At 55.5% G+C, this 25629-nt stretch carries 22 protein-coding genes; 11 read left to right on the top strand and 11 right to left on the bottom strand.

Going from position 1 to position 25629, the window contains the following annotated elements; translation table 11 throughout:
- Nucleotides 1–65: 65 nt before the first annotated feature.
- The 6 genes from fhuB to hrpB all read right to left on the bottom strand — a co-directional run bounded on the left by fhuB (nucleotide 66) and on the right by hrpB (nucleotide 11338).
- The gene (gene fhuB, locus AC1UKS_RS17785; protein WP_482434699.1) at nucleotides 66–2045 is read right to left on the bottom strand and encodes a Fe(3+)-hydroxamate ABC transporter permease FhuB; all 1980 of its coding nucleotides are present in this window, start codon (nucleotides 2043–2045) and stop codon (nucleotides 66–68) included.
- Complete coding sequence (gene fhuD / locus AC1UKS_RS17790; protein WP_482434700.1) at nucleotides 2042–2926, bottom strand: Fe(3+)-hydroxamate ABC transporter substrate-binding protein FhuD; 885 nt, start codon at nucleotides 2924–2926, stop codon at nucleotides 2042–2044. Before fhuD ends, fhuB begins: the two co-directional genes overlap by 4 nt.
- Nucleotides 2927–2934: 8 nt before the next feature.
- Nucleotides 2935–3729 (bottom strand): Fe3+-hydroxamate ABC transporter ATP-binding protein FhuC, encoded by a 795-nt coding sequence (fhuC, locus tag AC1UKS_RS17795; RefSeq protein ID WP_265908804.1) that lies wholly within the window; start codon nucleotides 3727–3729, stop codon nucleotides 2935–2937.
- Between the two features lie 48 nt (nucleotides 3730–3777).
- Nucleotides 3778–5973: a ferrichrome porin FhuA gene (gene fhuA, locus AC1UKS_RS17800; RefSeq protein ID WP_482434701.1), complete on the bottom strand. Its 2196-nt coding sequence runs from the start codon at nucleotides 5971–5973 to the stop codon at nucleotides 3778–3780.
- A 293-nt stretch (nucleotides 5974–6266) separates the two neighbouring features.
- Entirely contained in the window at nucleotides 6267–8768 is a 2502-nt protein-coding gene (gene mrcB, locus AC1UKS_RS17805) for a bifunctional glycosyl transferase/transpeptidase (protein WP_482434702.1), read from the bottom strand.
- Between the two features lie 107 nt (nucleotides 8769–8875).
- Complete coding sequence (hrpB, locus tag AC1UKS_RS17810) at nucleotides 8876–11338, bottom strand: ATP-dependent helicase HrpB (RefSeq protein WP_482437025.1); 2463 nt, start codon at nucleotides 11336–11338, stop codon at nucleotides 8876–8878.
- A 56-nt stretch (nucleotides 11339–11394) separates the two neighbouring features.
- Between hrpB and thpR the strand changes: the two genes are divergently transcribed.
- The 9 genes from thpR (at nucleotide 11395) to panD (ending at nucleotide 18416) form a co-directional block, all read left to right on the top strand.
- Nucleotides 11395–11934: an RNA 2',3'-cyclic phosphodiesterase gene (thpR, locus tag AC1UKS_RS17815; RefSeq protein WP_265908807.1), complete on the top strand. Its 540-nt coding sequence runs from the start codon at nucleotides 11395–11397 to the stop codon at nucleotides 11932–11934.
- Nucleotides 11931–12635 carry a DNA/RNA nuclease SfsA gene (gene sfsA, locus AC1UKS_RS17820; RefSeq protein ID WP_482437029.1) on the top strand — a complete coding sequence of 235 codons (705 nt, stop codon included), beginning with the start codon at nucleotides 11931–11933 and terminating at the stop codon, nucleotides 12633–12635. The genes thpR and sfsA overlap by 4 nt, the downstream gene beginning before the upstream one ends.
- 181 nt (nucleotides 12636–12816) lie before the next feature.
- Nucleotides 12817–13272, top strand: a complete 456-nt coding sequence (dksA, locus tag AC1UKS_RS17825; protein ID WP_013200823.1) for an RNA polymerase-binding protein DksA — start codon at nucleotides 12817–12819, stop codon at nucleotides 13270–13272.
- Nucleotides 13273–13334: 62 nt separating this feature from the next.
- Nucleotides 13335–14219, top strand: a complete 885-nt coding sequence (gluQRS, locus tag AC1UKS_RS17830; protein ID WP_482437030.1) for a tRNA glutamyl-Q(34) synthetase GluQRS — start codon at nucleotides 13335–13337, stop codon at nucleotides 14217–14219.
- 128 nt (nucleotides 14220–14347) lie between these two features.
- The gene (gene pcnB / locus AC1UKS_RS17835; RefSeq protein ID WP_206404491.1) at nucleotides 14348–15769 is read left to right on the top strand and encodes a polynucleotide adenylyltransferase PcnB; all 1422 of its coding nucleotides are present in this window, start codon (nucleotides 14348–14350) and stop codon (nucleotides 15767–15769) included.
- Nucleotides 15766–16245, top strand: coding sequence for a 2-amino-4-hydroxy-6-hydroxymethyldihydropteridine diphosphokinase (gene folK / locus AC1UKS_RS17840; protein ID WP_482434703.1), 480 nt, complete (start codon nucleotides 15766–15768; stop codon nucleotides 16243–16245). Before pcnB ends, folK begins: the two co-directional genes overlap by 4 nt.
- Before the next feature lie 60 nt (nucleotides 16246–16305).
- A complete protein-coding gene (panB, locus tag AC1UKS_RS17845; protein WP_482434704.1) occupies nucleotides 16306–17100 on the top strand; it encodes a 3-methyl-2-oxobutanoate hydroxymethyltransferase in 795 nt (264 codons plus the stop codon).
- A gap of 15 nt (nucleotides 17101–17115) precedes the next feature.
- Nucleotides 17116–17970, top strand: coding sequence for a pantoate--beta-alanine ligase (gene panC, locus AC1UKS_RS17850; RefSeq protein ID WP_482434705.1), 855 nt, complete (start codon nucleotides 17116–17118; stop codon nucleotides 17968–17970).
- Between the two features lie 65 nt (nucleotides 17971–18035).
- Nucleotides 18036–18416, top strand: a complete 381-nt coding sequence (gene panD, locus AC1UKS_RS17855) for an aspartate 1-decarboxylase (RefSeq protein WP_013200817.1) — start codon at nucleotides 18036–18038, stop codon at nucleotides 18414–18416.
- 79 nt (nucleotides 18417–18495) lie between these two features.
- Here the strand turns inward: panD and AC1UKS_RS17860 are convergent, their stop codons facing one another.
- The 3 genes from AC1UKS_RS17860 to AC1UKS_RS17870 form a co-directional block, all read right to left on the bottom strand.
- Entirely contained in the window at nucleotides 18496–19509 is a 1014-nt protein-coding gene (locus AC1UKS_RS17860) for an acyltransferase family protein (protein ID WP_482434706.1), read from the bottom strand.
- Nucleotides 19510–19952: 443 nt separating this feature from the next.
- On the bottom strand, nucleotides 19953–20723 hold the full coding sequence (locus tag AC1UKS_RS17865; protein WP_013200815.1) for an ABC transporter permease: 771 nt from the start codon (nucleotides 20721–20723) through the stop codon (nucleotides 19953–19955).
- Nucleotides 20720–21646, bottom strand: coding sequence for an ABC transporter ATP-binding protein (locus AC1UKS_RS17870; RefSeq protein WP_013200814.1), 927 nt, complete (start codon nucleotides 21644–21646; stop codon nucleotides 20720–20722). The genes AC1UKS_RS17865 and AC1UKS_RS17870 overlap by 4 nt, the downstream gene beginning before the upstream one ends.
- A 107-nt stretch (nucleotides 21647–21753) precedes the next feature.
- On the opposite strand from AC1UKS_RS17870, the gene can reads away from it, so the two are divergent.
- The gene (can, locus tag AC1UKS_RS17875; RefSeq protein WP_013200813.1) at nucleotides 21754–22416 is read left to right on the top strand and encodes a carbonate dehydratase; all 663 of its coding nucleotides are present in this window, start codon (nucleotides 21754–21756) and stop codon (nucleotides 22414–22416) included.
- 70 nt (nucleotides 22417–22486) lie between these two features.
- Here the strand turns inward: can and hpt are convergent, their stop codons facing one another.
- Nucleotides 22487–23023, bottom strand: coding sequence for a hypoxanthine phosphoribosyltransferase (gene hpt / locus AC1UKS_RS17880; RefSeq protein WP_013200812.1), 537 nt, complete (start codon nucleotides 23021–23023; stop codon nucleotides 22487–22489).
- Between the two features lie 255 nt (nucleotides 23024–23278).
- Here hpt and AC1UKS_RS17885 point away from each other — a divergent pair, with 255 nt between their 5' ends.
- On the top strand, nucleotides 23279–24562 hold the full coding sequence (locus AC1UKS_RS17885) for a cystathionine gamma-synthase family protein (protein WP_482434707.1): 1284 nt from the start codon (nucleotides 23279–23281) through the stop codon (nucleotides 24560–24562).
- Here AC1UKS_RS17885 and AC1UKS_RS17890 read toward each other — a convergent pair.
- Nucleotides 24559–25509 carry a glycosyltransferase family 8 protein gene (locus AC1UKS_RS17890; RefSeq protein WP_482434708.1) on the bottom strand — a complete coding sequence of 317 codons (951 nt, stop codon included), beginning with the start codon at nucleotides 25507–25509 and terminating at the stop codon, nucleotides 24559–24561. The genes AC1UKS_RS17885 and AC1UKS_RS17890 overlap by 4 nt on opposite strands.
- Between the last annotated feature and the right edge of the window lie 120 nt (nucleotides 25510–25629).

Below are 25629 nucleotides of genomic sequence, written 5' to 3' on the forward strand. Positions count from 1 at the left end.
TTGCCGATAAAAAAACGCCAGACGATTGCTCGTCTGGCGTTTTTTTTAGCGGCGGGTTTTCGCCCTCACACCTTACGCAACAGATAAACAAAGTAAGGTGCGCCGATAAACGTAGCCAGCAGCCCTGCCGGGATCTGGTTCGGGAAGGCCACAATCCGGCCACTCCAGTCCGCTATTGCCATCAATCCCCCGCCCATCAGCGCGGCCATGACCACCTGCGGCACCGCGCGGCGGAAGCCCAGCATTCTGACAATATGCGGCGCCATCAAACCGATAAAGCTCAGCGGACCAATGGTCAGCGTCGCTGCCGCGGTTAATCCGGCCGCCAGCAGCAGCAGAGCAAAGCGCGAGGGTTTCAGCGCCACACCCAGCGCACGGGCGGTCTCTCCGCCCAGTGGCAGCAGCGTCAGCCAGCGGCGGCAGAGTGGCACCAGGGCCAACAGCACCACGGTGATTATCACCGTGCGCCACGCCTGCGCCGCATCAACGCTGTAGGTCGACCCGGAGATCCAGGTCATCAGGTTCGCCATGCGCGGATCGCCACTGGCCAGCAGCATCAGCAGCAGCGTGGCAAAAGCGGTACTCAGCGCCATCCCCGCCAGCAGCATCCGCTCGGGCGAGAATCCACCGCGTCCGCCAACCACCGTAATGATCAGCAGCGTCACCGCCGCACCCAGGCTTCCCGCCGGCAGAAGCCAGCCGAAAGCATCACCAGGCACCAGGAACAGCATCACTACCACGCCAAAAGCCGCGCCGGAACTGATCCCCAGAACTTCCGGGCTGGCCATTGGGTTGCCGGTCAGACGCTGGACAATGCATCCCGCCACGCCCAGCATCATACCTGTGGCGATGGCGGCGACCAGACGTGGCATTCTCCACGGCAACAGCTGTTGCCAGAGATCGCCGGAAACCCAGCTCCAGCCCTGAGCATCGCGACCAAAGCTTAACGCCACGATCGACAGAACCAGCAGCACGCCGCCGCCGATGGCCGCCCACAGCCAGACATTATTGCGCTCGGCCGGAACGCGGTCGCCATAACTTGTCGATGGCGGTGTCCCCGCCGTCTTCAAACGAGGCAGTAACCACAGCAACAGCGGCGCGCCAATCAGCGCAGTTGCGGTGCCGGTAGAGACTTCCTGCCAGTTATCGGTCAGCCAGATCACGATCTGATCGGCCAGCCACAGCAGCAACATGCCAATCAGCGGTGCCAGTAACAGCCGACTCAACAGGCGCCGGGCACCTAGCATTTTTGCCAACAGGGGCGCGAAAAGGCCAATAAAGCCGATAATCCCTGCGGCGTTAACCAGTTGCGCGCTCAGCACAATCGCCAGTGCCAGCACGCCAAGCCGGGCAGTCGATAAGGCCAATCCCAGATTTTTGGCGACGCCGTCATCCAGTCCCATCAGCGCCATTGGGCGCAGCAGCAGCAGCGAAAGCACAAAGCCCACCAGCAGCTTCGGCCAGATAAAGCTGACGCTGTGCCAGTCCATCTGATTCAGCGTGCCGGTACTCCACAGAAACATGCTTTGTAGCCGTTCGTGATTGAACAGCCCGAGGATCTGATTCACCGCACCGCAATAGAGCGACATCACCAGCCCGGCAAGGATCAGCGTCACCGGCGAGAGGCGTTTACCCCAGGCGATACCAAACACGATCAGTCCGACGGCAATCGCGCCGACCATCGCGGCGATCTGCTGGGTAAACAGGCCACCGGGCAGGCTCCAGAGGGTAACTACCGTCAGGCCGAGCTGTGCGCCGGTCGCCACGCCAAGCGTGGTGGGTTCGGCCAGTGGGTTGCGCAGCACCTGCTGGAACAGCAAACCGACCAGCCCCAACCCTGCGCCAACCAGCAGCGACAGCGTCAGCCGTGGCAGCAGGCTGAAGTGAAACACCATCTGATCCACGCGATCGGGATCCGCTGAATAGAACGCCTCGCGCCATTGCGTGACGGGTAAATGCTGGTTCAGGTTGTAAAAGGTCAGTCCGGCAGTCACCAGCAACAGGGCGGTCAGCAGCAGGAAGGGGAAACGCAGTGTGGTTTTCATGCGGCCACCAGTGCACTGCTCAACAGCCGGCTAAAGCGCATCGCAGACAGCGTGCCGCCGTAGAACCACACCTGAGGAACGCGGTGGAAACGATTTTTGCGCACGAAAGGCATCGACTGCCACAGCGGCGTCGACGTCACCTGCGCCATCATCAGATCCTCGCCATGATCGAAGCAGACCACGTCCACATCCTCAGCAATCGACGCCAGACGTTCAATACCAATCACCGCACTACCCCAGAAGTTAGTTTCGCCTTGCCAGGCATTTTCCAGCCCCAGATCGCCCATGACCTGCAGGAACAAACTGCCTTTGCCAAACACTAACGTGTGGCGGGGATCCAGTACCGACATCAACAGCACCGGGCGTTTTGGCCGATGGGACAGCTGATTTCTCATCTTCGCGGTAAAGTCGTCATATTCCGCGAGGTGCTGCTGTGCCACAGGCACCCGATCTAACCGCCCGGCGAGCTGCATCAGCGACTCACGGGCGACGGTCAACGGCTTGCCGCGATCGTCACTGAAGGCAAACCCCATGCTTGGGGCAATTTTGTTGAGGGTGTCGACAGAAGGACCATAGCCAGAGGAGTAAAGCAGCAGCGAGGGTTTCATCTGGATCATCAGCTCGATATTCGGTTCGGTTCGCAGCCCGACATCGACAGTGGAGGCAGGCAGCACAGGTTCACCCACCCAAAGACCGTAGTTGTAGAGTTCAGCAGCGCCCATCGGCGGCACGCCGAGGGCCATTAGTAGCTCGGTCGGTCGCCACTCCAGCGAAATAATCCGCTGAGTATCGACGGTTGTCGCGGCCTGAGTTCGCCAGGCGGGCAACAACGGGGAAAGTGCCATCGCCATCAGCAGGCGTCGGCGAATTAAGTCCGGCATGGAAACCCTTAGTAAACGAAGCTCACCGGCGCACCGCCGTTAGGGTGAGGCAGGATCCCCATCGGGATACCATAAATTTTGTTCAGCACATCGGCCTGCATAATCTCAATGGCATCGCCCTGGGCGATCACCCGACCACTGTGTAACGCCACCAGATGGTCGCAGTAACGAGCGGCAACATTGATATCGTGCAGGACGGCAATCACCGTCAGTCCGCGCTCACGGCTCAGACGTTGGATCAGCGCCAGCACCTCAATCTGATGGGCGATATCCAGGGCAGACGTCGGCTCATCCAGCAACAGACAGCGGCTGTTTTGTGCCACCAGCATCGCTATCCAGGCACGTTGACGCTCCCCGCCGGAGAGGCTGTCTACCAGCCGTTGAGCAAAAGGCTTAAGTCCAACCAGCGTAATTGCTTCCTCGACCCGCTCACGATCTTCTGCGCCATACCGGCCCAGCGCGCCGTGCCAGGGATAACGCCCCATCGACACCAGCTCGCGCACCGTCATTCCTTCAGCAGGCGGCAGCTGCTGCGGCAAATAGGCCACCTCACGGGCGAACGCCTTACTTTGCCAGTCTGAAATCGTTTTACCGTTCAGCAGGACCTGGCCCTCCGTCGCCGGATGGTGTCTGCCAAGCAGCTTTAACAGCGTCGATTTCCCGGAGCCATTGTGACCAATCAGGCCACAGACTTTCCCGGCAGGAAAGGTCAGTGACAGCGGCTGCAACAGCGTTCTGCCCGGAACGGTAAACGAGGCATGATCTAGCGAGAAGATTGTTTCTGTAGCGTGCGGATGAGACATAGCGGTCTTCTGATTGGAGGGCGCGGCGAACCGCGCCCGATTTAAAGATTAGAAACGGAAGGTTGCTGTTCCGACAACCTGGCGTTCTGCGCCCCAATAGCAGGCATAGTCGCGATAACAGCTGGCAACGTAATCACGGTCAAACAGGTTATTCACGTTAACCGCCAGGGAAGAGCCCGGGAGGCCAAAGCGGCCGAGATCGTATTTCACCAGTGCATCAACCGTGGTGTAGCTGGCGACGTTAAAGTTCTGATTCGCCTTGTCACCACTGCTGTACAACCCTTTGCTTTCACCAACATAACGCACACCAGCGCCGACGGTCAGGCCCGCGAGCGAGGTTTCATTGAAGGTATAATCGGTCCACAGAGACGCCATGTTCTTAGGCACCTGGACCGGGGTTTTACCCTGCAGCAGCGTGTCGTGCGTATATTCCGCATCGGTGTAGGTGTAAGCAGCGGTCACGTTAACATTGGCGTTAACTGCGGCTTTCGCTTCCAGCTCAACACCACGAGAACGGATTTCGCCGCCCTGATTACTGAACAAAATGTTGCCAGGATCGGCCGTCAGGTTCTTGGTTTTCGTCAATTGATAAACCGCCCCGGTGATCACGATTGGGCGATCTTTCGGAACATACTTCACGCCGGCTTCATACTGTTTAGCCCGTGAAGGGTCAAACGGCTGGCCGCTGGCCGTGGTGCCAGTGGTCGGGATAAAGGATTCGCTGTAACTGAAATACGGCGCCACACCGTTATCGAACACATAGTTGAGGCCACCACGCCAGGTAAAGGCCTGATCGTGGCCTTTAATTTCTGTATTGCCGTTACGGTTAAGTGCTGAATTCATGGCGTAATCGTAGCGGCCGCCCAGCGTCATTACCCAATGATCCCATTCCATCTGATCCTGAGCATACAGGCCGGTTTGCTCCTGCTTGTTCAGATAGTGGTAAGGGAAATTCAGGGTGTAAGCATCATTACCGTATTGCGGGTTCAGGGCGCTCAGCGGCGAAGCAGAACCAAAGTTGCCGTCAATGTCGTTACGGGTTCGCTGATAATCCACGCCCAGTAGCAGGGTGTGATCCACATCGCCCGTGCCAAATTTGGCCTGAACCTGATTATCCACGGCAAACTGATTTAAGGTCTCTTCAGAAAGCGCCACACCACGGGTAATGTTGTTGTTAACCGAATCAAACCCGTTGCCATAGATGCTGCGATAGTCGGTACGCAGATCGGAATAACGCAGGTTCTGACGCACCGTCCAGGTATCGTTAAAGCTGTGTGAGAAGTTATAGCCAATCATTTTGGTGTTACGGGAGATCTTGTTGCTGGCCTCGCCTTCATCAAAATCAGTTGGCAACTTCTGCGAGCGGCCGTTGGCGTCGGTGATCGGCACCACGGTTCCCTCACGCGGTAACCAACCGTAGTAGCCGGTTTGCGGCTCGTTCTGGAAATAGGTTAACAGGGTGAAGTTGGTGTTGGCATCCGGCTGCCAGCTAAAGGAAGGCGCGATTGTATAGCGTTTTTCCTTTTGCATATCCTGCTGCGCATCCTGGCTCCAGGCCTGGCCGGTCAGACGATATGAGTAAACTCCGGCGTCATCAATGGCGCCACCGAAGTCAAACCCGGTAGAGAACAGGTTATCGGTGCCCATCTTGAACTGGACTTCGCGCAAGGTTTCCGTGGTTGGCCGTTTACTGACAAGGACAACGACGCCGCCTGGGTTACTTTTGCCATACAGCACGGATGCCGGGCCGCGCAGCAATTCAGCGCGCTCCAGGAAGTAAGGATCGATGGCAAACTCAGAGTAGTTGTCACCCTGGAGCTTCAACCCGTCGAGATACTGGTTGGTATTGGTTTCGCTGAAGCCACGGATCGACAGCGCATCAATCACATTAGAGCTGCCGCGGTTACCGGTCAGTACGCCAGGTGTGTAGTTGAATGCCCCTTTGACGGTACTCACGCCGTGCAAGGCCATCTCTTCGCTGGTCACGACTGAGACAGACTGAGGATTCTTTTCGATCGGCGTATCGGTTTTGGTGCCGGTGGCACTGTGCTTAGCCGCGATGGTTGGGGCGGGTCCCCAGGCACTTTCTTGCGGTACGGTGCTGTTCGCATCGGCGCTGACCGTCAAGGTTTGTTCATTGGCAGCATAAGCAGAAGAGGAAATCGTCATTGCAACAAGGAGAGCCAGACGACGTTTCGAGGTATTCACTGGCAAAGATAAACGATCAAAAGACAAAGTAGCCATTTAACATTTCTCTGAATGAGATTGATTGAATGTAAACGTAAACGAGAATTATTATTATAACGATTGGATAATATGCGAACTGGCGGCGTTTCTGCAAGTAGAAATGCCCGGTTGGCAGGCCGTTTGGCTGAGGAATAACCGCATGTTAAGTGTGGGAAATGGCGCACTGAATACGATGTTGCGTCTAACCGGCAAATTAGTATCTTTTACCTGTGATCATTCAGGCCCAGCGCAATCTGACAGGCATAAAAAAAGCCGGCTCATGATGAGCCGGCTTCTTCGGGTCAGAAGGATTACTTGCCGAACATATCCTTAATCCAACCCGCCACACCGTTACTGTCTTTCTGCTCGCTCTGCTGCTGTTGCTGCAACTGTTGTTGCTGCTGAACCTGCTGCTGCTGATGCTGACAAAGTGCATTAGCATCGGTGGTCCAGACTGGCAGCGTTCGCCAGGTGCTGCTGCCCGTGCCGCAGACAAAATTACCGGCTGAATCCACCGTCATCGGCGCAATATCTTCCGGCGGCGTTGGCGTCAGCGGCATCGGTGCCTGGTTATCCAGATAGCGGCGATAAATCTGCATGGCACCGCTGGCGCCATAGAGCTTGGTCGGCTGGTTGTTATCACGCCCAACCCAGGTCACCGTCACCTCTTTGCCATCGACACCGGTAAACCAGCTGTCGACCAGATTGTTGGTGGTCCCGGTTTTCCCGGCCAGATGCGCTTTGGGATAACGGGCACCCAACGCACGTGCCGTACCATGGTCAGCAACCTGCTGCATGGCATACAGCGTCAGGTAAGCGGCCTGAGCCGGCACCGCACGTTCAGCCTGCGGGAAGCTCTGATACAGCACGGTACCGTCTTCAGCGATCACCGAACGCAGCGCGGACAGCGAAGCGCGGTTACCGCCGCTGGCGATGGTCTGGAAGGCCTGCGCGACTTCAATTGGCGTCAGGTTCAACGCACCCAGCAGCATTGAAGGCACCGGCTGCAGCTGATCTTTGCTCACGCCCAGTTTGGTCCAGGTATCAATCACCTGCGGCAGCCCAAGCGTCATCCCCAGGTTGACCGTCGGAACGTTCATCGAGTTGGTTAATGCATCCACCAGCATCACCTGACCACTAAAGCGATGGTCATCGTTCTCCGGTTTCCACACCTGGCCATTAGGCTGTTTCAGCGCAATCGGGTTATCGGCAATCCAGGTATTCAGGCGGTACTTATCTGGCTGGCTTAACGCCGTCAGATAGGTGGCCGGTTTTGCCAGAGAGCCGATAGAACGACGCGCCTGCAGCGCTCGGTTATAACCGGCAAACTGAGGATCGGCACCGCCAACCATCGCACGTACTTCACCACTGAAGCGGTCAACCACCACCATCGCGGTTTCCAGATCTTTCAGTCCACGCTGTTTACGCAGCGCCGGAATGCCCTCTTCCACCGATTTTTCGGCCGCATCCTGTGAGACCGGATCCAGCGTGGTGAAAATTTTCACCCCGGAGAGATCTTTCACTTTATCGCCCAGCTTAGCCTGCAGCTCGTTACGCACCATCTGCATAAAGGCTGGCTGAGGGGTGATCACGCCGCCTTTAGGCTGCACGCCTAACGGACGGGCGCTGAGCATGTCATACAGCTCCTGGTCGATCACTTTCTGCTGCTGCAACAGACGCAGCACCAGGTTGCGGCGCTCGAGGGCCAGTTTCGGGTTACGCCACGGGTTATACAGTGACGCGCCTTTTACCATGCCAACCAGCAATGCCTGCTGATCGAGGCTCAGCTCATCCACCGGACGGCCGAAGTAGTAAAGGCTGGCCAGCGGGAAGCCACGGATCTGATCGTTGCCGGCCTGGCCGAGGTACACCTCATTCAGATAGAGTTCAAGAATGCGGTCTTTGCTGTAGCGCGCATCCATGATCAGCGCCATATAGGCTTCGTTAGCTTTACGCCACAGCGAACGCTCGTTGGTCAGGAACAGGTTTTTCACCAGCTGCTGCGTCAAGGTACTGCCACCCTGCACGGCTTTACCGGCAGTGATGTTGGCAAGGAACGCACGGCCGATCGAGTACAGGCTGATACCGTCATGCTGATAGAAATGACGGTCTTCTGTTGCCACCAGGGTGTCGACCAACAAGTCCGGGAAGCCGGCACGCGGCACGAACAGACGCTGCTCGCCGTTTGGCGATTGCAGCATGGTGATCAGACGCGGATCGAGACGGAAGAAACCGAAGTCACGGCCGCTGTCGAGGTTCTTGATCTCGCTTAAGGTGTCGCCGCTAAAGCTTAACTGCGCGCGGATCTGCCCTTCTTTGCTGTCCGGGAAGTCAAACGGACGGCGGATCATCTCAATGCTGTTGGCCTGCACGGTAAACTCGCCAGGACGCGTCATCTTCGTCACTTCACGATACTGTGTGCCTTCCAGCAGGGCGACCATCTCTTTCTTGCTGTAGGACATGCCCGGCTCAAGGTTGACCATACGGCCATACACGGTGGCCGGCAGCTGCCAGACTTTGCCATCAATACGACTGCGAATTTGTGAATCGAGGTAAACCCCGTACACGGCCATCACCACGATAAAGACCAGCAGTAACTTAATCAATAAGCTCAGCCAGCCTCTTTTCTTACCGGGTGGACGCCCTTTTCCTTTACGTGGCACCGGTTCTACCTCCTCGTTGTTATGGTCATCATCCTGAAAATCATCATAATCATCGTGCTCATCATCCCTGCGGCGACCTTTGCCCGCCACCTTGCGCGGGGGTTTGGGCTGTTTTCCCTTGCGCCCAATCGGTTCGCGATCGTCAGACATTCGTTTTTCTTCTCCGGGAACTGCCGTCGGCAAAGCCGACTACTGTGTTCTTACTCAATAAGCTTCGGAACTGGAACCTTCCGAAATGCGTACTCCAGCCGCTTCCTTCAGGAAGGTGCCGAGAATTTTTTGGTGCGCCGCGTCGGCAGCGCGGTTGCCGGGTTATCGGGCCAGGCATGTTTTGGATAGCGTCCTTTCATCTCTTTTTGTACCTCGCGGTACGCACCCTGCCAGAACCCGGCCAGATCGCGGGTAATTTGCAGCGGGCGCTGAGCCGGTGAAAGCAGCTCAAGCACCAGAGGAACTCGCCCACCCGCGACCGCAGGATTTAGCGCTTCGCCAAACATTTCCTGCAGGCGAACGGCCAGCGCCGGGGGCTTCTCTTCATCATATCGGATCGGAAGCCGGCTTCCGGTCGGCACAGTGTAATGAGTTGGCAGGACAGTATCCAGTTGCTGACGCTGTGACCATGTGAGCAATTGTAATAAAGCCCCGACAATATCCAGCTGCTTCAAGCCCCGGCCATCACGCACGCCACTCATTGCCGGCAATAACCAGTGCTCCAGCGACACCAGCAGGTCGGCCTCTGTGGCCGCCGGCCAGGCTTCTTCCGGTAACCACTGGCGGGCGCAAACCAGCCGAATACGCAGTTGTTCTGCCTGCGGGGTCCAGTTCAGCACCGATAACCCTTTGCTGCGGATCCAACGCATCATCGCCAGATGCAGTTCGGCCTCGTCGGGTTTAGTCAGCGGTTGCGAGCTAATGACCATCTCGCCGATCTGCTGCCGTTGCCAGGCCCGCAGCGTCCCGCGATCTTCATCCCATTCCACTTCCGTGCGGCTATCCAGCAACTGTGGGCATTCGCGGGTCAGGCTGTCAATGTCGAACGGCATGGCCTGAAGCATTCTCGCGTCAGGTTGTGAGCTGCCTTGTAAAAGTGCCGGTGCAATCAGCCATTCGTACCGGGTCAGCGCCGCATCATTATCCAGCATGGCGCCCATCCCGTTCGCCAGCTGATAGCGCCCTTGTGAACCGCGCCGACGGGCAATGCGGTCGGGAAACGCACCGGCAAGCAGTGGCACGATAAGGTCGCTGTCCGCCGTGCCGCCGGTCACTTTCAACCGCCGCTGCAACTCGGTGGCGCGCTTCAGCCAGTTGGGCTGTCGGCGCTGAAAACTGTCGCGAAGGTCGGCGCTTCCCCGTGCAGGCTCTTCCAGAATAGCCACCAGCAGGGCCGCGGTGGCGGCTCGGTCCGCATCGCGACCGGCATCCACTAACAGCGCAGAATTACGGGGATCGCTGCCCAGATTGGCCATGCTTCTGCCTTTCGCGGTCAGCATACCCGTTTTATCCGTCGCACCTAACTGCTGTAATAATTTTCGGGCCTGAATCAGATTATTCTCTGGCGGGGTATCCAGCCACTGCAACTGGCTGACGTCATGGCAGCCCCACTGCAGCAGGTCCAGCCACAGCGAGGCCAGATCGCTGTGCAGGATTTCCGCTTCGGCATGCGTCGCCGCCCGCTCGGCCTGCTCTTTGGCCGTCAGATGCAGGCAAATTCCGGGCTCCAGTCGTCCGGCGCGTCCGGCACGCTGGGTCATCGACGCCTGGCTGACGCGTTGCGTCTGCAAACGCGTTAATCCGCTGCGAGGATCAAACTGGCCGGTGCGTTCTAACGCACTGTCTACCACCAGGCGGATGCCTTCAATGGTCAGGCTGGTCTCGGCGATATTGGTGGCCAGCACCACTTTGCGCCGCCCTGCTGGCGCAGGCAGGATGGCTTTTCGCTGCTCGCTCAGCGGCAACGCGCCATATAAGGGACAGAGATCGACATCGTTGCCGATCAGTGAGGCAAGCTGGGTCTGGATACGCTGGATCTCGCCGACGCCAGGCAGGAAAAGTAACAGCGATCCGGACTCTTCCCGCAGCAGCTGGCTGACCTGCTTTGCCACCGCCTCATCAAACCGCAGGTGGGTGGCCAGCGAGGTATAGCGCCGGTCGACGGGAAAGGAGCGCCCTTCAGAGGCGATCATCGGCGCGTCAGGCAGCAACTGCTGCAGCCGCTGATTATCCAGCGTGGCGGACATCAGCAGGATTTTGAGGTCTTCACGCAGGCCTTGCTGCACGTCCAGCAGCAGCGCCAGCGCAAGATCTGCCTGCAGACTGCGCTCATGGAATTCATCGAGGATCACCAGCGAGACGCCGTCCAGCATCGGGTCCTGCTGCAACATGCGCGTGAGGATCCCTTCAGTCACCACTTCTATCCGCGTATTGGGGCCGACACGGCTTTCAGAACGCATGCGGTAGCCGACGGTGTCGCCGGGCTGCTGCCCGAGCAATTCGGCCAGTCGCTGTGCAACATTCCGCGCCGCCAGCCGGCGCGGTTCCAGCAGCAAAATACGTCCGCTGAAATCCGCCTGCTGGAGGATTTGCAGCGGCAGCCAGGTGGATTTGCCTGCGCCGGTAGGTGCCGCCAGCAGCACTTGCGAAGAGGTCCGCAGCGCCGAAAGCAGTTCGGGTAATACGGCACTCACCGGTAATGAACTCACGTTTTTGCTCCAGAACGTCATGGTCATAAATAGCCGGGCATTGTAGCATCCCTGTTTCTGGAAAACCGGAGCGCCCCATGAGTGAGCAAAAAAGGCTGTTTTTCGGCATCGCATTGCCGAATGAAATCAGTCAGAGCGTCATTCAGTGGCGGGCTGACACCTTCCCCGCCGAGGCCGGTCGTCCGGTCGCCGCGGCGAATTTACATCTGACGTTAGCGTTCCTTGGTGAAATCAGTGATGAGAAGGCTGGGGCGCTGAAGCAACTGGCTGGCCGCATCCAACAGCGTCCGTTTACGCTGACGCTGGATGATGCCGGGCACTGGCCGCGCTCCGGCGTAGTCTGGCTGGGACCTAAACAGTCCCCGCGTGGATTGCTGCAGCTGGCGGAACTGTTGCGATCGCAGGCAGCCCGAAGTGGCTGTTATCAAAGCCCGATGCCCTTTCATCCGCATGTCACATTACTGCGCAACGCTACGCAGCCCGTCTCGTTGCCGCCACGCAATTTTAGCTGGCCGTTTCGCGTCGAGCGCTTTGCGCTGTTTCAGTCCGTATACGCACGTGGCCGAACCCGCTATCAGCAGCTCGCAGAATGGGCATTAACACAGGAAGTGCAATGAAATTTAGCCCTGCGCTACAGTCGGCAACGCTGATAAAGCGTTACAAACGTTTTCTGGCCGATGTTGTCACACCCGGCGGCGAAACGCTGACAATACACTGTGCCAACACCGGCGCCATGACCGGTTGCGCCACACCTGGCGATACCGTGTGGTACTCCACGTCCGACAGTTTGACGCGGAAATACCCGCACAGCTGGGAACTGACCGAGACACAGCAGGGCGACTGGATATGTGTGAACACGCTGAGAGCCAACAGCTTAGTAAAAGAAGCGTTCGCGCTCGGCGCGATTCCAGAATTTTCCAGTTACACCGACATCGGTGCTGAGGTGAAATACGGCGCAGAAAAGAGCCGCATCGACTTTCTGTTACAGGCGGAGGATCGGGTAAACTGCTATATTGAAGTCAAATCCGTGACGCTACTCCAGCAAGGTAAAGGGTATTTTCCGGATGCGGTTACCGAACGCGGCCAAAAGCACCTTCGCGAACTGGCGAAGATTTCTGAAAATGGTCAGCGTGCGGTTCTGTTTTTTGCCGTTCTGCACTCGGGGATTGAGGACGTTTCTCCGGCGCGTCATATTGATGTGCGCTACGCAGAACTACTGGCACAGGCTCAGCAGAGCGGGGTTGAAGTGCTTTGTTATAAAGCGCAGTTATCACCCGATGGCATGTCATTGAAAAAGCCATTGGCTGTGGAGTTGTAAAGTAAGGCGCAATTTGCTGTTATAGGAAAGCTCTTAGCTGGCGCCCAAATACGCTTTTCCTCACAGGCTTGTCAAGGCATGTTGAGGAATAATTGCCAACCTTGATCGCTTCTGCTATTTATAGCGACCTGTTTTTATCCCCATTGGGGATCGATAGTGCGTGTTATCCAGGAGAAACAACATGCAAGAAGGGCAAACCCGTAAAACCTCGTCCCTGAGTATTCTCGCCATCGCTGGGGTGGAGCCATACCAAGAGAAGCCGGGCGAAGAGTACATGAACAAAGCCCAGCTGGTGCATTTCAAGAAGATCCTTGAAGCCTGGCGCAACCAGCTCCGGGATGAAGTTGATCGCACGGTAACTCATATGCAAGATGAAGCCGCCAACTTCCCCGATCCGGTTGACCGCGCTGCACAGGAAGAGGAATTTAGCCTTGAACTGCGTAACCGTGACCGTGAGCGCAAGCTGATCAAGAAGATTGAGAAGACGTTGAAGAAAGTCGAAGACGACGATTTTGGCTACTGCGATTCTTGTGGCGTTGAAATCGGTATCCGTCGCCTTGAAGCACGTCCTACTGCCGATCTTTGCATCGACTGTAAAACGCTGGCGGAAATCCGCGAAAAACAAATGGCCGGTTAATGGCTAATGGATTGTGCAGTGAGGCTGGTACGTTACCCGCTTCACTGCCTGTCTCTACTACCATGCTCACTTCCTGCATCGGGCGTTTTGCCCCCTCTCCCTCTGGTGAATTGCATTTTGGCTCCCTGATTGCTGCGGTTGGCAGCTACCTGCAGGCCCGCGCTCAGCATGGCCAGTGGCGGGTGCGCATTGAAGATATCGATCCGCCCCGTGAAGTCCCCGGCGCGGCAAAAAGGATCCTGCAACAGCTGGAACAGCACGGTCTTGAGTGGGATGGCGACGTGCTCTGGCAGTCAGCGCGTCATCAGGCCTACCGCGACGCGCTGGCCTGGCTGCAAGAACATCAGCGCAGTTACTACTGCACCTGTACGCGAAGCCGCATTCAACAACTTGGCGGCCTGTACGATCGGCACTGCCGCGATTTGCATCTGGGTGCGGTAAACGCCGCGATCCGTTTGCGAGTAGACCATCCTGTTAGTCAGTTTCAGGACGCGCTGCGCGGTGAAATAGTGGCGAATGCCGGCATGGCAGGCGAGGATTTTATTATTCATCGCCGTGACGGCCTGTTTGCTTATAACCTGGCGGTGGTGGTCGACGATCATTTTCAGGGCATTACCCATGTGGTCCGCGGAGCCGATTTGATTGACCCGACGGTCAGACAGATTGCCCTGTATCAGCAGTTTGGCTGGCAGGTGCCTGACTATTTGCACCTGCCGCTGGCCATCGGTGCGGATGGCAATAAGTTGTCGAAACAGAATTACGCCACCCCGCTGCCCACGGGCGATGCGCGCCCGGCGGTCGTGCAGGCATTACGTTTTCTGGGTCAGCCGGTCAGTGAAGGCTGGCAGGATTTGCCGCTGTCAGCGACGTTGCAGCAGGCAATTGTTCACTGGAATGTGGCTAAGATCCCCTCAGAAAACGCTATATATAATCGTGCGCAGACCTGACAAAAACCCGGTTACTATCGGGAAGATGTCCGGGATGTCAGATCAGCATTCTCAAATGCGCTTCTCTGAGCTATGATTAGCCGCTGTTTTTTATCGCCCAGCTTTTAATGTCACTATCGAGGTGTCCCATTTTTACCCGAGTTGCTAATTTTTGCCGAAAAGTTTTGAGTCGCGAAGACGAAGCGCCCGCTGCTGAGGTTGGTGTCGTGCATCAGATGACCGTGATCCCTCGCGATCGTCATACTATCTCGCGCAAAGACATCAGTGAAAATGCCCTCAAGGTATTGTATCGCCTGAATAAAGCAGGATACGAAGCCTATCTGGTCGGTGGCGGCGTCCGCGACTTATTACTGGGTAAAAAACCGAAAGATTTCGATGTCACTACCAACGCCACGCCGGATCAGATGCGTAAACTGTTCCGCAACTGCCGTCTGGTTGGCCGTCGTTTCCGCCTTGCCCACGTGATGTTTGGCCCGGAAATTATCGAAGTGGCGACCTTCCGTGGTCATCACGAAGCCGAGCAGGTCGCTGAAGATCGCAACACCTCTCAGCGCGGCCAGAACGGCATGCTGCTGCGCGACAACATTTTCGGCACCATTGAAGATGATGCGCAGCGCCGTGACTTAACCATCAACAGCCTTTATTACAGCGTCTCCGACTTCTCAGTCCGTGACTATGTTGGTGGCCTGAACGACCTGCAGCAGGGCATTGTCCGCCTGATTGGCGACCCTGAAACCCGCTACCGTGAAGATCCGGTGCGGATGCTGCGCGTGGTGCGTTTCGCCGCCAAGCTGGATATGTCGGTTGCCGCTGAAACCGCCGAGCCGATCCCCCGTCTGGCGACGCTACTGCACGACATTCCGCCTGCACGTTTGTTTGAAGAAACCCTGAAGCTGCTGCAGGCTGGCTACGGCTACAGCACCTATCTGCAACTGCGTGAATACCAGCTGTTCCAGCCACTGTTCCCGACCATTACCCGTTACTTTACGGAAAAGGGCGACAGCAATATGGAGCGGATGATTGTGCAGGTGCTGAAAAACACCGATCACCGTATTCACAATCAGATGCGCGTTAACCCGGCATTCCTGTTCTCCGCCATGTTCTGGTATCCGCAATTAGAAGCGGCCCAGAAGATTGCTCAGGAAAGTGGCCTGGCGTACTACGATGCCTTTGCGCTGGCGATGAATGACGTGCTGGATGAAGCCTGCCGTTCGCTGGCAATTCCAAAACGCATCACCACGCTGGTTCGTGATATCTGGCAGCTGCAGCTGCGTCTGTCCCGTCGTCACGGCAAACGCGCCTGGAAGCTGATGGAGCATCCGAAGTTCCGGGCCGCCTATGATCTGCTGGCGCTGCGTGCTGAAGTGGAAAACAATCAGGAACTGCTGAAGCTGACCGCCTGGTGGAATGATTTCCAGGTGTCCGCGCCGCCGCAGCAGAAAACCATGCTGAATACCCTGGGTGACGATCCGGTGCCTCGTCGCCGCACCCGTCGTCCACGCAAGCGCGTGCCTGGCCCGCGTCGTGACGGTAACAACAGCAACGCATGATGCGCGTCTACTTAGCGCTGGGCAGTAATCTTGCCGATCCAATGCATCAGGTGCAGGCTGCACTTGATGCATTGGCTGCTATCCCCCACACCACGCTGGTTGCCACCTCCGCTTTCTACCGCACGCCACCTTACGGTCCACCCGATCAGCCTGACTACCTTAATGCCGCCGTTCTGCTTAATACGTCACTGTCGCCGGAAGCCTTACTCGATCACACCCAGCGTATTGAGCTGGAACAGGGACGCGTGCGCAAAGATGAACGCTGGGGACCCCGCACGCTGGACCTGGACATCATGCTGTTTGGTGACCTGACGCTGAATACCCCCCGTCTGACCGTGCCGCATTACGATATTGCCAATCGCGCATTTATGCTGGTTCCCCTGCTTGAGATCGCCCCCAACCTGACCTTCCCGGATGGCACCGCCGCCGAACGCATGCTGGCTAAACTGGATACGAGCGCCATTCAGCGCTGGTAGTGCAAACCCCCTTCCCTTCCATTAAGATACGCCCACCAGAACTCGCTTACAGAGGTTGCGATGAAACCGACCACGGTCTCTACCCTTCGCCAGTGGAAAAAGAGCGGACGCAAGTTTGCCTCCATTACCGCCTATGATTTCAGCTTTGCCCGACTGTTCGCCGATGAAGGCTTGCAGGTCATGTTGGTGGGCGATTCGCTGGGCATGGTGGTTCAGGGACATGATTCAACGCTGCCGGTGACCCTTGCCGACATCGTTTACCACACTCAGGCCGTGCGCCGCGGTGCCCCTGCGGCGCTACTGCTGTCAGACCTGCCGTTTATGACCTATGCCACGCCTGAGCAAACCTTTGACAGCGCGGCGCAGCTGATGCGCGCCGGGGCCAATATGGTCAAGCTGGAAGGCGGAAAATGGCTGGCAGAGACGGTCAGGCAGTTAACCGAACGTGCCGTACCGGTTTGCGGACATCTCGGCCTTACGCCACAGTCAGTGAATATCTTTGGTGGCTATAAGATTCAGGGACGCGAAAGCGAGGCGGCCGATGCCCTGCTGGCCGATGCGCTGGCGCTGGAAGCGGCCGGTGCGCAGCTGCTGGTGCTGGAATGTGTGCCGGTGGTGCTGGCGCAGCGTATCACCAATGCGCTGAGCATCCCGGTGATTGGTATTGGAGCGGGCAACGTCACCGATGGTCAGATTCTGGTGATGCATGATGCCTTTGGCATTACTGGCGGCCACATTCCGAAGTTTGCTAAAAACTTCCTTGCGGAAACCGGCGATATCCGCGCCGCCATCAGGCAGTATGTTGTGGACGTCGAAACGGGGACTTACCCTGCCGAAGAACACAGTTTTCACTAACACAGGAGACAATCTGTGCTGATTATTGAAACCTTGCCGATGCTGCGCCGTGAAATCCGGCGCTGGCGGCAGGACGGTAAGCGCATCGCGCTGGTGCCGACCATGGGCAACCTGCATGACGGTCATATGACGCTGGTCGATGAAGCGCGCGAGCAGGCAGACATTGTGGTTGTCTCGATCTTTGTTAACCCGATGCAGTTTGAACGTCCGGACGATTTGGCCCGCTATCCGCGCACCTTGCAGGAAGATTGCGAGAAGCTAAACCGCCGCAAAGTCGATTTGGTCTTCTCCCCGGCACCGGGCGAAGTCTATCCAAAGGGATTGAGCGCTCAAACCTTTGTCGATGTGCCAGGCCTCTCCACGCTGCTGGAAGGCGCCAGCCGTCCCGGCCATTTCCGTGGCGTGTCGACCATTGTCAGTAAGCTTTTCAACCTGGTGCAGCCGGATATGGCGCTGTTCGGCGAGAAGGATTACCAGCAGCTGGCGTTAATCCGCAAGATGGTGGCGGATATGGGCTACGACATCGATATCATCGGTGTGCCGACGGTCAGAGCCAAAGATGGTCTGGCGCTCAGTTCGCGTAACGGCTATCTGACCGCGGATGAGCGTAAAATCGCCCCGGTGGTCAGCAAAGTGATGAACAGCATGGCCGAGCGGCTGTCCAACGGTGAGCGGCATATCGAAGAGATCATTGCCGCCGCGGAAGAGGCGCTGGCCGAAAAAGGCTTACGGGCTGATGGACTGGCGATTTGCGATGCCGATACGCTGCTGCCGCTGAATGTCGACAGCCAGCGCGCGGTGATCCTGATGGCCGCCTGGTTAGGTAAAGCGCGTCTGATTGACAATCAACAGGTCGATCTGACGCAGTAACAGTCACTGGCGCTCAGGGGTTCCTGGCGTTCGTTTTTGTGATTTCCGAGAAAGGTAACAAGGTTATGAACCGTACTATGCTGCAGGGCAAGCTTCACCGGGTGACCGTCACTCAGGCGGATCTGAATTATGAAGGCTCCTGTGCCATCGATCAGGATTTCCTCGACGCTTCCGGCATTCTGCAATACGAAGCGATCGACATTTACAACGTGACTAACGGCCAGCGTTTCTCGACCTATGCCATTGCGGCTGAGCGCGGCTCAAAGATTATCTCTGTTAACGGTGCCGCAGCGCGTTGTGCCTGCGAAGGGGATATTTTGATTATCTGCTCTTATGTGGATATGCCGGATGCAGAGGCACGCGAATGGCAGCCGAAAGTGGCCTATTTTGAAGGCGCAAACGTCATGAAGCGTCTGGCGAAAGCGGTTCCGGTTCAGGTCGCCTGATCCCCTACCCCGTCCGAACGTGCAAAGGGCCGACCGCTGTCGGCCCTTTTTTATTGCCGGTAACCTGAATGGCTTCGGCTTAATGCACCAGCGTGGCGGTGACCTTGGGCTTTTTCTTCAGGGTGAACAAGAAGTTCAGCATCCCGTGCTTGCGTATCCAGCAGATAGCCAGCGGCAGCAGCAGTGCGGAGAGGAAAGCCGCGATAAATTTCAGATCGCTGATCAGGATATTGCTGCTGTTGATTTTCACCGCTTTGGCAAACACCTGCACGGCGAGATAGTGCGACAGATAAAAGACAATCGAATTAACGCCAACAAAATGCACCAGCTTCACGTTGGTGTGCAACGCCAGGAAGATGAAGATCGGGATCGAGCACAGGGCCAGTGGCGCCAGCAGCTGCCAGGAAATGCCTTCCTCTATCAACAGATTCATCGAAGAGAGCGCGATAAAACATAACAGTGAAGGTAATAAAATGGATTTTTTGCTGATGACGGCGGGAATATCGACCTGCTTCCGTACCAGCATATCCCCGAGGAAAAAGAACGGGAACAGGTAAAACATTCGGTTAACGTGGCTATTATCAAAGCCAGCAAATACGCTGTCTGCGGGAATTTCTGGCATAATATAACTAATAAACAGCGACAGCGGAATGACAATATAAAATGGAACGCGACGTACCAGCGGAATAATCATGAAGAAAATGAATAACGAATGCAAAAACCAGGTAATATCGCCGCCACCAGTCAAATGCGAAAGCAGGATATTCATGGGCGACTGCGGTTTATTGGAGACCGAGTTGAACAGAAGCTTCAGCCCGCCATAAATCGCCACCCAGACGATAAACGGGTAAAGAATGCTTTTGACCTTATTTTTCGCAAAGCTATCAAAGCCTTTCTTCAATCCACTGTCCACAAACAGCCCTGAAACAAAAAACATCAGGCCCAGTCTGACCGGCTCCAGCAGATGGTTAACGGTGTTCGTTACCATGGTAAGGTGCCCGGCATCACCATTTACGGCGATAGTGCTATGTAGAAAAATAACGGCAAGCACACTCATACCACGCAGGTTATCAACCCATGTAAGTCTGTTCATATTTATCCCGTGCCAATGATTTTTATTGTATAAGCAATAAAAAGGCCTGCCCTGTGGCGGATATTATTATGGCCATTAGGGGTATCAGACGCTGAAAGAGAATCGCTAGTATACATAAACTGACATTTGAGAAAACAGCCTGAAACAGATCTAAGGGAAAAATGAGAATTTGCTTAAACCTGCTTTACAAGAATAATAAAGCTATTGCAGTGAATTATTGCTGGCGTCGACCTGAAATCATTAGAATAATAAACATTAATGTCTCTTCAGCATAACAAAAGTAAACATTGGACTTAACCCAGATGGCATATATGCCTGAAGCAGATGAAAATAACCGCAGCGAATGTCAGCAGTGAACAGAGGGGGATGCGCTAAGACAATGAGTCGTCAGGGGGGAAGGGAAAACAGGATCTCTCCCCTGCGGGAAGAGATCCTGAAAAACATCAGGTGCGCAGGCCTCTGCCACGTTGGATCAGTACCCAAACCAGCAAATAGAACACCGCAATAAAGGCAAGCAACACCGCTAAAGTGAACACCACCGGCACGTCAGAAATGCCCAGGAAACCAAAACGGAAGCCGCTGATCATGTAAACAATCGGGTTCAATTTAGAAATCATCTGCCAAATCGGTGGTAGTAAAGTTAGCGAATAAAACACGCCGCCCAGGTAGGTTAGCGGGGTCAGTACGAAGGTAGGGATCAGGCTGATATCGTCAAACGTCCGGGCAAACACCGCATTCAGCAGGCCCGCCAGCGAGAACAGGATCGCGGTCAGCAGCAGCGTCACCGCCACCATCAGCCACGAGTGAACCTGGAACGGCACGAAGAACAGCGAAATCGCCGTGACCAGCACGCCCACGCAGATACCGCGTGCAACGCCGCCGCCAACATAGCCGGCGATGATGACGTGAGTCGGCACCGGTGCCACCAGCAGCTCTTCAATATTGCGCTGGAATTTGGCACTAAAGAACGACGACGCCACGTTGGCATAGGCGTTGGTGATCACCGCCATCATGATCAGGCCCGGCACAATAAACTGCATGTAGCTAAAGCCGTGCATCTCACCGATACGGGATCCGATCAGGTTTCCGAAGATGATGAAATACAGGGTCATGGTGATCACTGGCGGCACCAGCGTCTGGATCCAGATACGGGCAAAACGATTAACTTCTTTGCCCCAGATGCTCTTCAGAGCGACCCAATAAAGATGTGTCATGATTTCTCTCCTTTGCGACCGTTGACCAGGTCGACAAACAGCTCCTCAAGACGGTTAGCCTTGTTGCGCATACTTAATACCTGCACGCCCTGATGGCTGAGCTGGCTGAACACGCTGTTCAAGCCCTGCTCGCGCAGCACTTCCACTTCCAGCGTCGAGGTGTCCGTCAGGCGATACTGGAAACCTTCCAGTTGTGGCAAGGGACTTTTCGCCGCCAAATCGAGGATGAAGGTTTCGGATTTCAGCTTCGACAACAGCCCTTTCATCGAGGTATTTTCCACCAGCTCACCGCGCTGAATGATGCCGATATTGCGGCACAGCATTTCTGCTTCTTCCAGATAGTGGGTGGTGAGAATGATGGTGGTGCCTTTGGCATTCAAATCCTGCAGGAAGGTCCACATCGAACGACGCAGCTCAATGTCGACGCCGGCGGTGGGTTCATCAAGGATCAGCAATTTTGGCTCGTGCATCAGGGCTCGGGCAATCATCAGACGACGCTTCATGCCGCCGGAGAGCATGCGCGCACGCTCGTTGCGCTTCTCCCACAGATCGAGCTGCTTCAGGTATTTTTCAGCACGCTTCAGCGCTTCCGGCTTTTCCACGCCGTACAGACCAGCCTGGCTGACCACGATTTGCATCACGGTCTCAAACTGGTTGAAGTTGAACTCCTGTGGCACCAGGCCCAGCTGGCGTTTGGCATTGACCACATCCTGCTGCAGGTCATAACCAAAGACGCGCACCTTACCGGCCGTTTTGTTAACCAGCGAGCTGATAATGCCAATCGTGGTGGACTTGCCGGCTCCGTTCGGACCCAGCAGCGCATAGAAGTCACCGGCTTCTACATTGAGATCAATTCCCTTGAGGGCCTGAACGCCGCCTGCATAGGTTTTGGTCAGTTTTTCAAGTTCCAGTGCATAAGTCATAGGTAAAAGAGTGCCCTGTTTTGTGTGGTTTTCTTGTTTGCCATTTTAAATCACGCCGCGTTGGCCTATATTATTGCAACGCATTTCGAGTATTGGTCGACACTAACATGAAAGATATTGATACCCTTATCAGCAACAATCGCGAGTGGTCCAAGCTGCTCAAAGAGGAAGACCCAGGCTTCTTCGAGCGTCTCTCACTGGCGCAGAAGCCGCGTTTTCTGTGGATTGGCTGCTCTGACAGCCGCGTTCCCGCCGAGCGCCTGACCGGCCTGGAGCCGGGCGAACTGTTTGTTCACCGCAACGTGGCCAACCTGGTCATTCACACGGACCTGAATTGTCTGTCCGTGGTGCAGTACGCCGTTGAAGTGTTAGAAGTGGAACACATCATCATCTGCGGTCACTATGGCTGCGGCGGTGTCCAGGCAGCGGTTGAGAATCCAGAACTGGGTCTGATCAACAACTGGCTGCTGCATATCCGTGATTTGTGGTACAAGCATAGCGCGATACTGGGTGAACTGCCGCCGGAAAAACGCTTTGACAAACTGTGTGAAATCAACGTGATTGAGCAGGTGTATAACCTGGGTCATTCCACCGTGATGCAGTCTGCGTGGAAACGCGGTCAGAATGTGACTATCCACGGTTGGGTTTACGGTATTCAGGACGGCTATCTGCGCGATCTGGAAGTGGCTGCCACAAACCGTGAAATCCTCGAGCAACGTTACCGCCATGGTATCGCCAACTTGCTGAACGACGTGCAAAGCCCGGATTAACGGGTTCGCATCTTATATCAGGCCGGAAAAACCGGCCTTAGTCGTTTGTGCTGTAACCCTGCCTGCGTAATTACTCTTCCAGCATCACCACTTTGCCGACGTACGGCAGATGGCGATAACGCTGGGCATAATCAATGCCGTATCCCACCACGAACTCGTCAGGAATGGTGAAGCCGACGTATTCAACCGGCACCTCCACTTCACGGCGATCGGGCTTATCCAGCAGCGTACAAATAGCCAGAGATTTTGGCTGACGCAGGCTGAGGATCTCACGCACTTTGCTCAGCGTATTGCCGGAATCGATGATGTCTTCAACGATCAGCACGTCCTTGCCACGAATATCTTCATCCAGATCTTTCAGGATGCGCACATCGCGGGTGCTGGACATGCCGCTGCCGTAGCTGGATGCCGTCATAAAATCGACTTCATGGGACACCTCAATTTTACGGCACAGATCGGCCATAAACATAAAGGAGCCGCGCAACAGGCCCACCAGCACCATGTCGCTGCCACTGTCTTTATACTGCTCGGTAATCTGCTGGCCGAGCTCGGCAATGCGTTTCGCGATCTCGTCTTCGGGGATCATCACTTCTACGGTATGTTTCATAACTTTTGTCGTTCTTGATGGCTTAAGGGAAGCAGCGAAGTCTATCACAGATCCGCCGCCGTTTTCCCGTTGTTGCGCAAACCGCGCAACGGAATTCGAAGCAGACGTATAGACTTCTATCTGTCGGGAAAACCATATTTAATCATGCAAAAGGTTTTAACCATAGAACGATAATTCATTTATCAGCGCGATTGGGCCCATGATAACGTATGCTCACTTTAACCCCCTCAGCATGCCTCAGCGGCAGGAGTTTGCATGGCCTCTCCCCATTCTAAGAAGACCCATATTGGCAGTCGTGAGCTTCAGCCCGAAACCCAAATGCTTAATTATGGCTACGATCCGGCGCTGTCTGAAGGCGCGGTCAAACCTCCGGTGTTTCTTACCTCAACCTTCGTCTTTAATACCGCAGAAGAAGGCCGGGATTTCTTTGATTACGTCTCGGGACGCAAAGAGCCACCGGCCGGCGGCGCCAATGGACTGGTCTATTCACGTTTTAATCACCCTAACAGTGAGATTGTTGAAGATCGGTTGGCAATTTATGAACGCACCGAGAGCGCCGCACTCTTTTCCTCCGGCATGTCCGCTATCTCCACCACGCTGTTGGCATTGGTCGAACCTGGCGATGCGATCCTCCATTCTCAGCCGCTGTATGGCGGCACCGAGACGCTGTTAAGCAAGACCTTCAGCAAGCTGAACGTGGCGGCGGTAGGGTTTTCTGATGGGTTAGATGAGGCGATCGTGCAGGCCGCCGCTGAAGAAGCGATGAAGCTGGGCCGCGTGTCGGTGATCCTGATTGAATCACCGGCCAACCCGACCAACAGTCTGGTGGATATCGCACTGATTAAACGGGTGGCCGACGCCATTGAACAGCAGCAGCAGCATCGCCCAATCATTGCCTGCGATAACACCCTGCTCGGCCCGGTTTTCCAACGCCCTGTCGAGCACGGCGCGGATCTGTCGCTCTATTCGCTGACCAAGTATGTTGGCGGCCATTCAGATTTAATTGCCGGTGCGGTGATGGGCAGCAAAGCGCTGGTCAGGCAGATTAAAGCACTACGCAGCGCGATTGGCACCCAGCTTGATCCGCATTCCAGCTGGATGATTGGCCGTTCGCTGGAAACGCTGGCGTTAAGAATGGAGCGGGCCAATGACAATGCCGTCGCCGTTGCGGGCTTCCTGCGCGGGCACGAGAAAATCGCCAAGCTGCATTCATTGTCGTTCCTTGAGCCGGATTCACCGGCGGGCAAGACGTTCAGTAAGCAATGCAGCGGCGCAGGCTCGACCTTCTCCTTCGATGTGGTTGGTGGCCAACCCGCCGCGTTTAAGCTGCTGAACACCCTGCAGCTGTTTAAACTGGCGGTCAGCCTGGGCGGTACAGAATCACTGGCCAGCCATCCGGCCAGCACCACCCACTCCGGCGTCCCTGCTGATGTCCGGGCAAGAATTGGCATCAGCGAGGCAACCGTGCGGGTCTCTATCGGCATCGAAAACAAAGATGACCTGATTGAGGATCTCAAGATCGCGCTGTCAGCCCTTTAACCGGCGGCCTTGCTGCGCAATTTTTTGGCGGTGAATTGAAACGTCGAGACGGTCAGCCAATACGCTGCCTGGATCAGACGTTTCTTCATCAGCAGCTTTTTCGCGTAGTGATAGGATTCAAAAGCTTTTTTCGGCAACTCCAGCGGGACGTCTTTCCACGGTGAGCGGTTATACATATCGATGTATTTTTTGTTATAACCTGACTCATCGATGGAAACGCTCCAGGGTTTAGTCTGCCCGGCGTAATGAATAAACACCGGCGCTTTATTGGTACTTTTATTTTTAGGAATAAAGTTAAATTCTGGCTCTATAAAATACACTTCATTATCCAGGATGATATTCAGGCAATCCTGATCCGGGAAAGTGTATTTTTTATCTTTGATTTTAACGAAGAATTCCGCCGTCACATCATGATCAACCCAGGCCTGAGTGTTGATTAACATCACGCCAGAATTAAAGTATTTTTTCTCTTTGCTTAACCCCAGATAGGTCAGATAGTCGCTGTTCATTCCCTTATCCTGCACGGCAGCGATGGTGTAGTCCGCCATATCGATGGCTAATAGCGGAGAAATATTGCCATCACAAACGATATCGCAGTCGAGGTACAGCAGTTGGCTCACCTGCTCATGCAGGATATTGGAGGCCACAATGCGGTAGTAGATTGATCTGGGGTAAAAATCATACACCTGCAGTCCATCGAATACCGCATTGTTCAGCAGATACACCACCACGCTGACATTGGGATAACGGGTAAAGAACGACGCCGGGAAAAGGCCGTTATACTCATCGGTAAACAGGTGGAAGGTAATATTCAGTGTCGGATTTTTATCAATGATTGAAAAAATACAGACGCCACAATACGTCAGATAGCGTTTATCCGTGGTAAACAGGATATGAATATCGGCATCAAGATTGCCATCTGCGGTGTAAGTTACTTTTTCTTTCACCAGCTCATGCGCATTCATCAGAGTGTCAGCTTTGTGTAAGGGGAAGTTATTTCAACTTATTGCCGCAATGAATATCAGTCAAGAAAGCATTCTCGTTCCAACACCGCTACGGGCAGGCAT

This window comes from Erwinia sp. AK-PDG3-5, from assembly GCF_056821705.1.

What these genes read in the sequence shown, in the direction of transcription:
- fhuB (WP_482434699.1), bottom strand. Translation starts at nt 2,045, where the DNA reads ATGAAAACCACACTGCGTTTCCCCTTCCTGCTGCTGACCGCCCTGTTG.
- fhuD (WP_482434700.1), bottom strand. Translation starts at nt 2,926, where the DNA reads ATGCCGGACTTAATTCGCCGACGCCTGCTGATGGCGATGGCACTTTCC.
- fhuC (WP_265908804.1), bottom strand. Translation starts at nt 3,729, where the DNA reads ATGTCTCATCCGCACGCTACAGAAACAATCTTCTCGCTAGATCATGCC.
- fhuA (WP_482434701.1), bottom strand. Translation starts at nt 5,973, where the DNA reads ATGGCTACTTTGTCTTTTGATCGTTTATCTTTGCCAGTGAATACCTCG.
- mrcB (WP_482434702.1), bottom strand. Translation starts at nt 8,768, where the DNA reads ATGTCTGACGATCGCGAACCGATTGGGCGCAAGGGAAAACAGCCCAAA.
- hrpB (WP_482437025.1), bottom strand. Translation starts at nt 11,338, where the DNA reads ATGACGTTCTGGAGCAAAAACGTGAGTTCATTACCGGTGAGTGCCGTA.
- thpR (WP_265908807.1), top strand. Translation starts at nt 11,395, where the DNA reads ATGAGTGAGCAAAAAAGGCTGTTTTTCGGCATCGCATTGCCGAATGAA.
- sfsA (WP_482437029.1), top strand. Translation starts at nt 11,931, where the DNA reads ATGAAATTTAGCCCTGCGCTACAGTCGGCAACGCTGATAAAGCGTTAC.
- dksA (WP_013200823.1), top strand. Translation starts at nt 12,817, where the DNA reads ATGCAAGAAGGGCAAACCCGTAAAACCTCGTCCCTGAGTATTCTCGCC.
- gluQRS (WP_482437030.1), top strand. Translation starts at nt 13,335, where the DNA reads ATGCTCACTTCCTGCATCGGGCGTTTTGCCCCCTCTCCCTCTGGTGAA.
- folK (WP_482434703.1), top strand. Translation starts at nt 15,766, where the DNA reads ATGATGCGCGTCTACTTAGCGCTGGGCAGTAATCTTGCCGATCCAATG.
- panB (WP_482434704.1), top strand. Translation starts at nt 16,306, where the DNA reads ATGAAACCGACCACGGTCTCTACCCTTCGCCAGTGGAAAAAGAGCGGA.
- panD (WP_013200817.1), top strand. Translation starts at nt 18,036, where the DNA reads ATGAACCGTACTATGCTGCAGGGCAAGCTTCACCGGGTGACCGTCACT.
- AC1UKS_RS17860 (WP_482434706.1), bottom strand. Translation starts at nt 19,509, where the DNA reads ATGAACAGACTTACATGGGTTGATAACCTGCGTGGTATGAGTGTGCTT.
- AC1UKS_RS17865 (WP_013200815.1), bottom strand. Translation starts at nt 20,723, where the DNA reads ATGACACATCTTTATTGGGTCGCTCTGAAGAGCATCTGGGGCAAAGAA.
- AC1UKS_RS17870 (WP_013200814.1), bottom strand. Translation starts at nt 21,646, where the DNA reads ATGACTTATGCACTGGAACTTGAAAAACTGACCAAAACCTATGCAGGC.
- can (WP_013200813.1), top strand. Translation starts at nt 21,754, where the DNA reads ATGAAAGATATTGATACCCTTATCAGCAACAATCGCGAGTGGTCCAAG.
- hpt (WP_013200812.1), bottom strand. Translation starts at nt 23,023, where the DNA reads ATGAAACATACCGTAGAAGTGATGATCCCCGAAGACGAGATCGCGAAA.
- AC1UKS_RS17885 (WP_482434707.1), top strand. Translation starts at nt 23,279, where the DNA reads ATGGCCTCTCCCCATTCTAAGAAGACCCATATTGGCAGTCGTGAGCTT.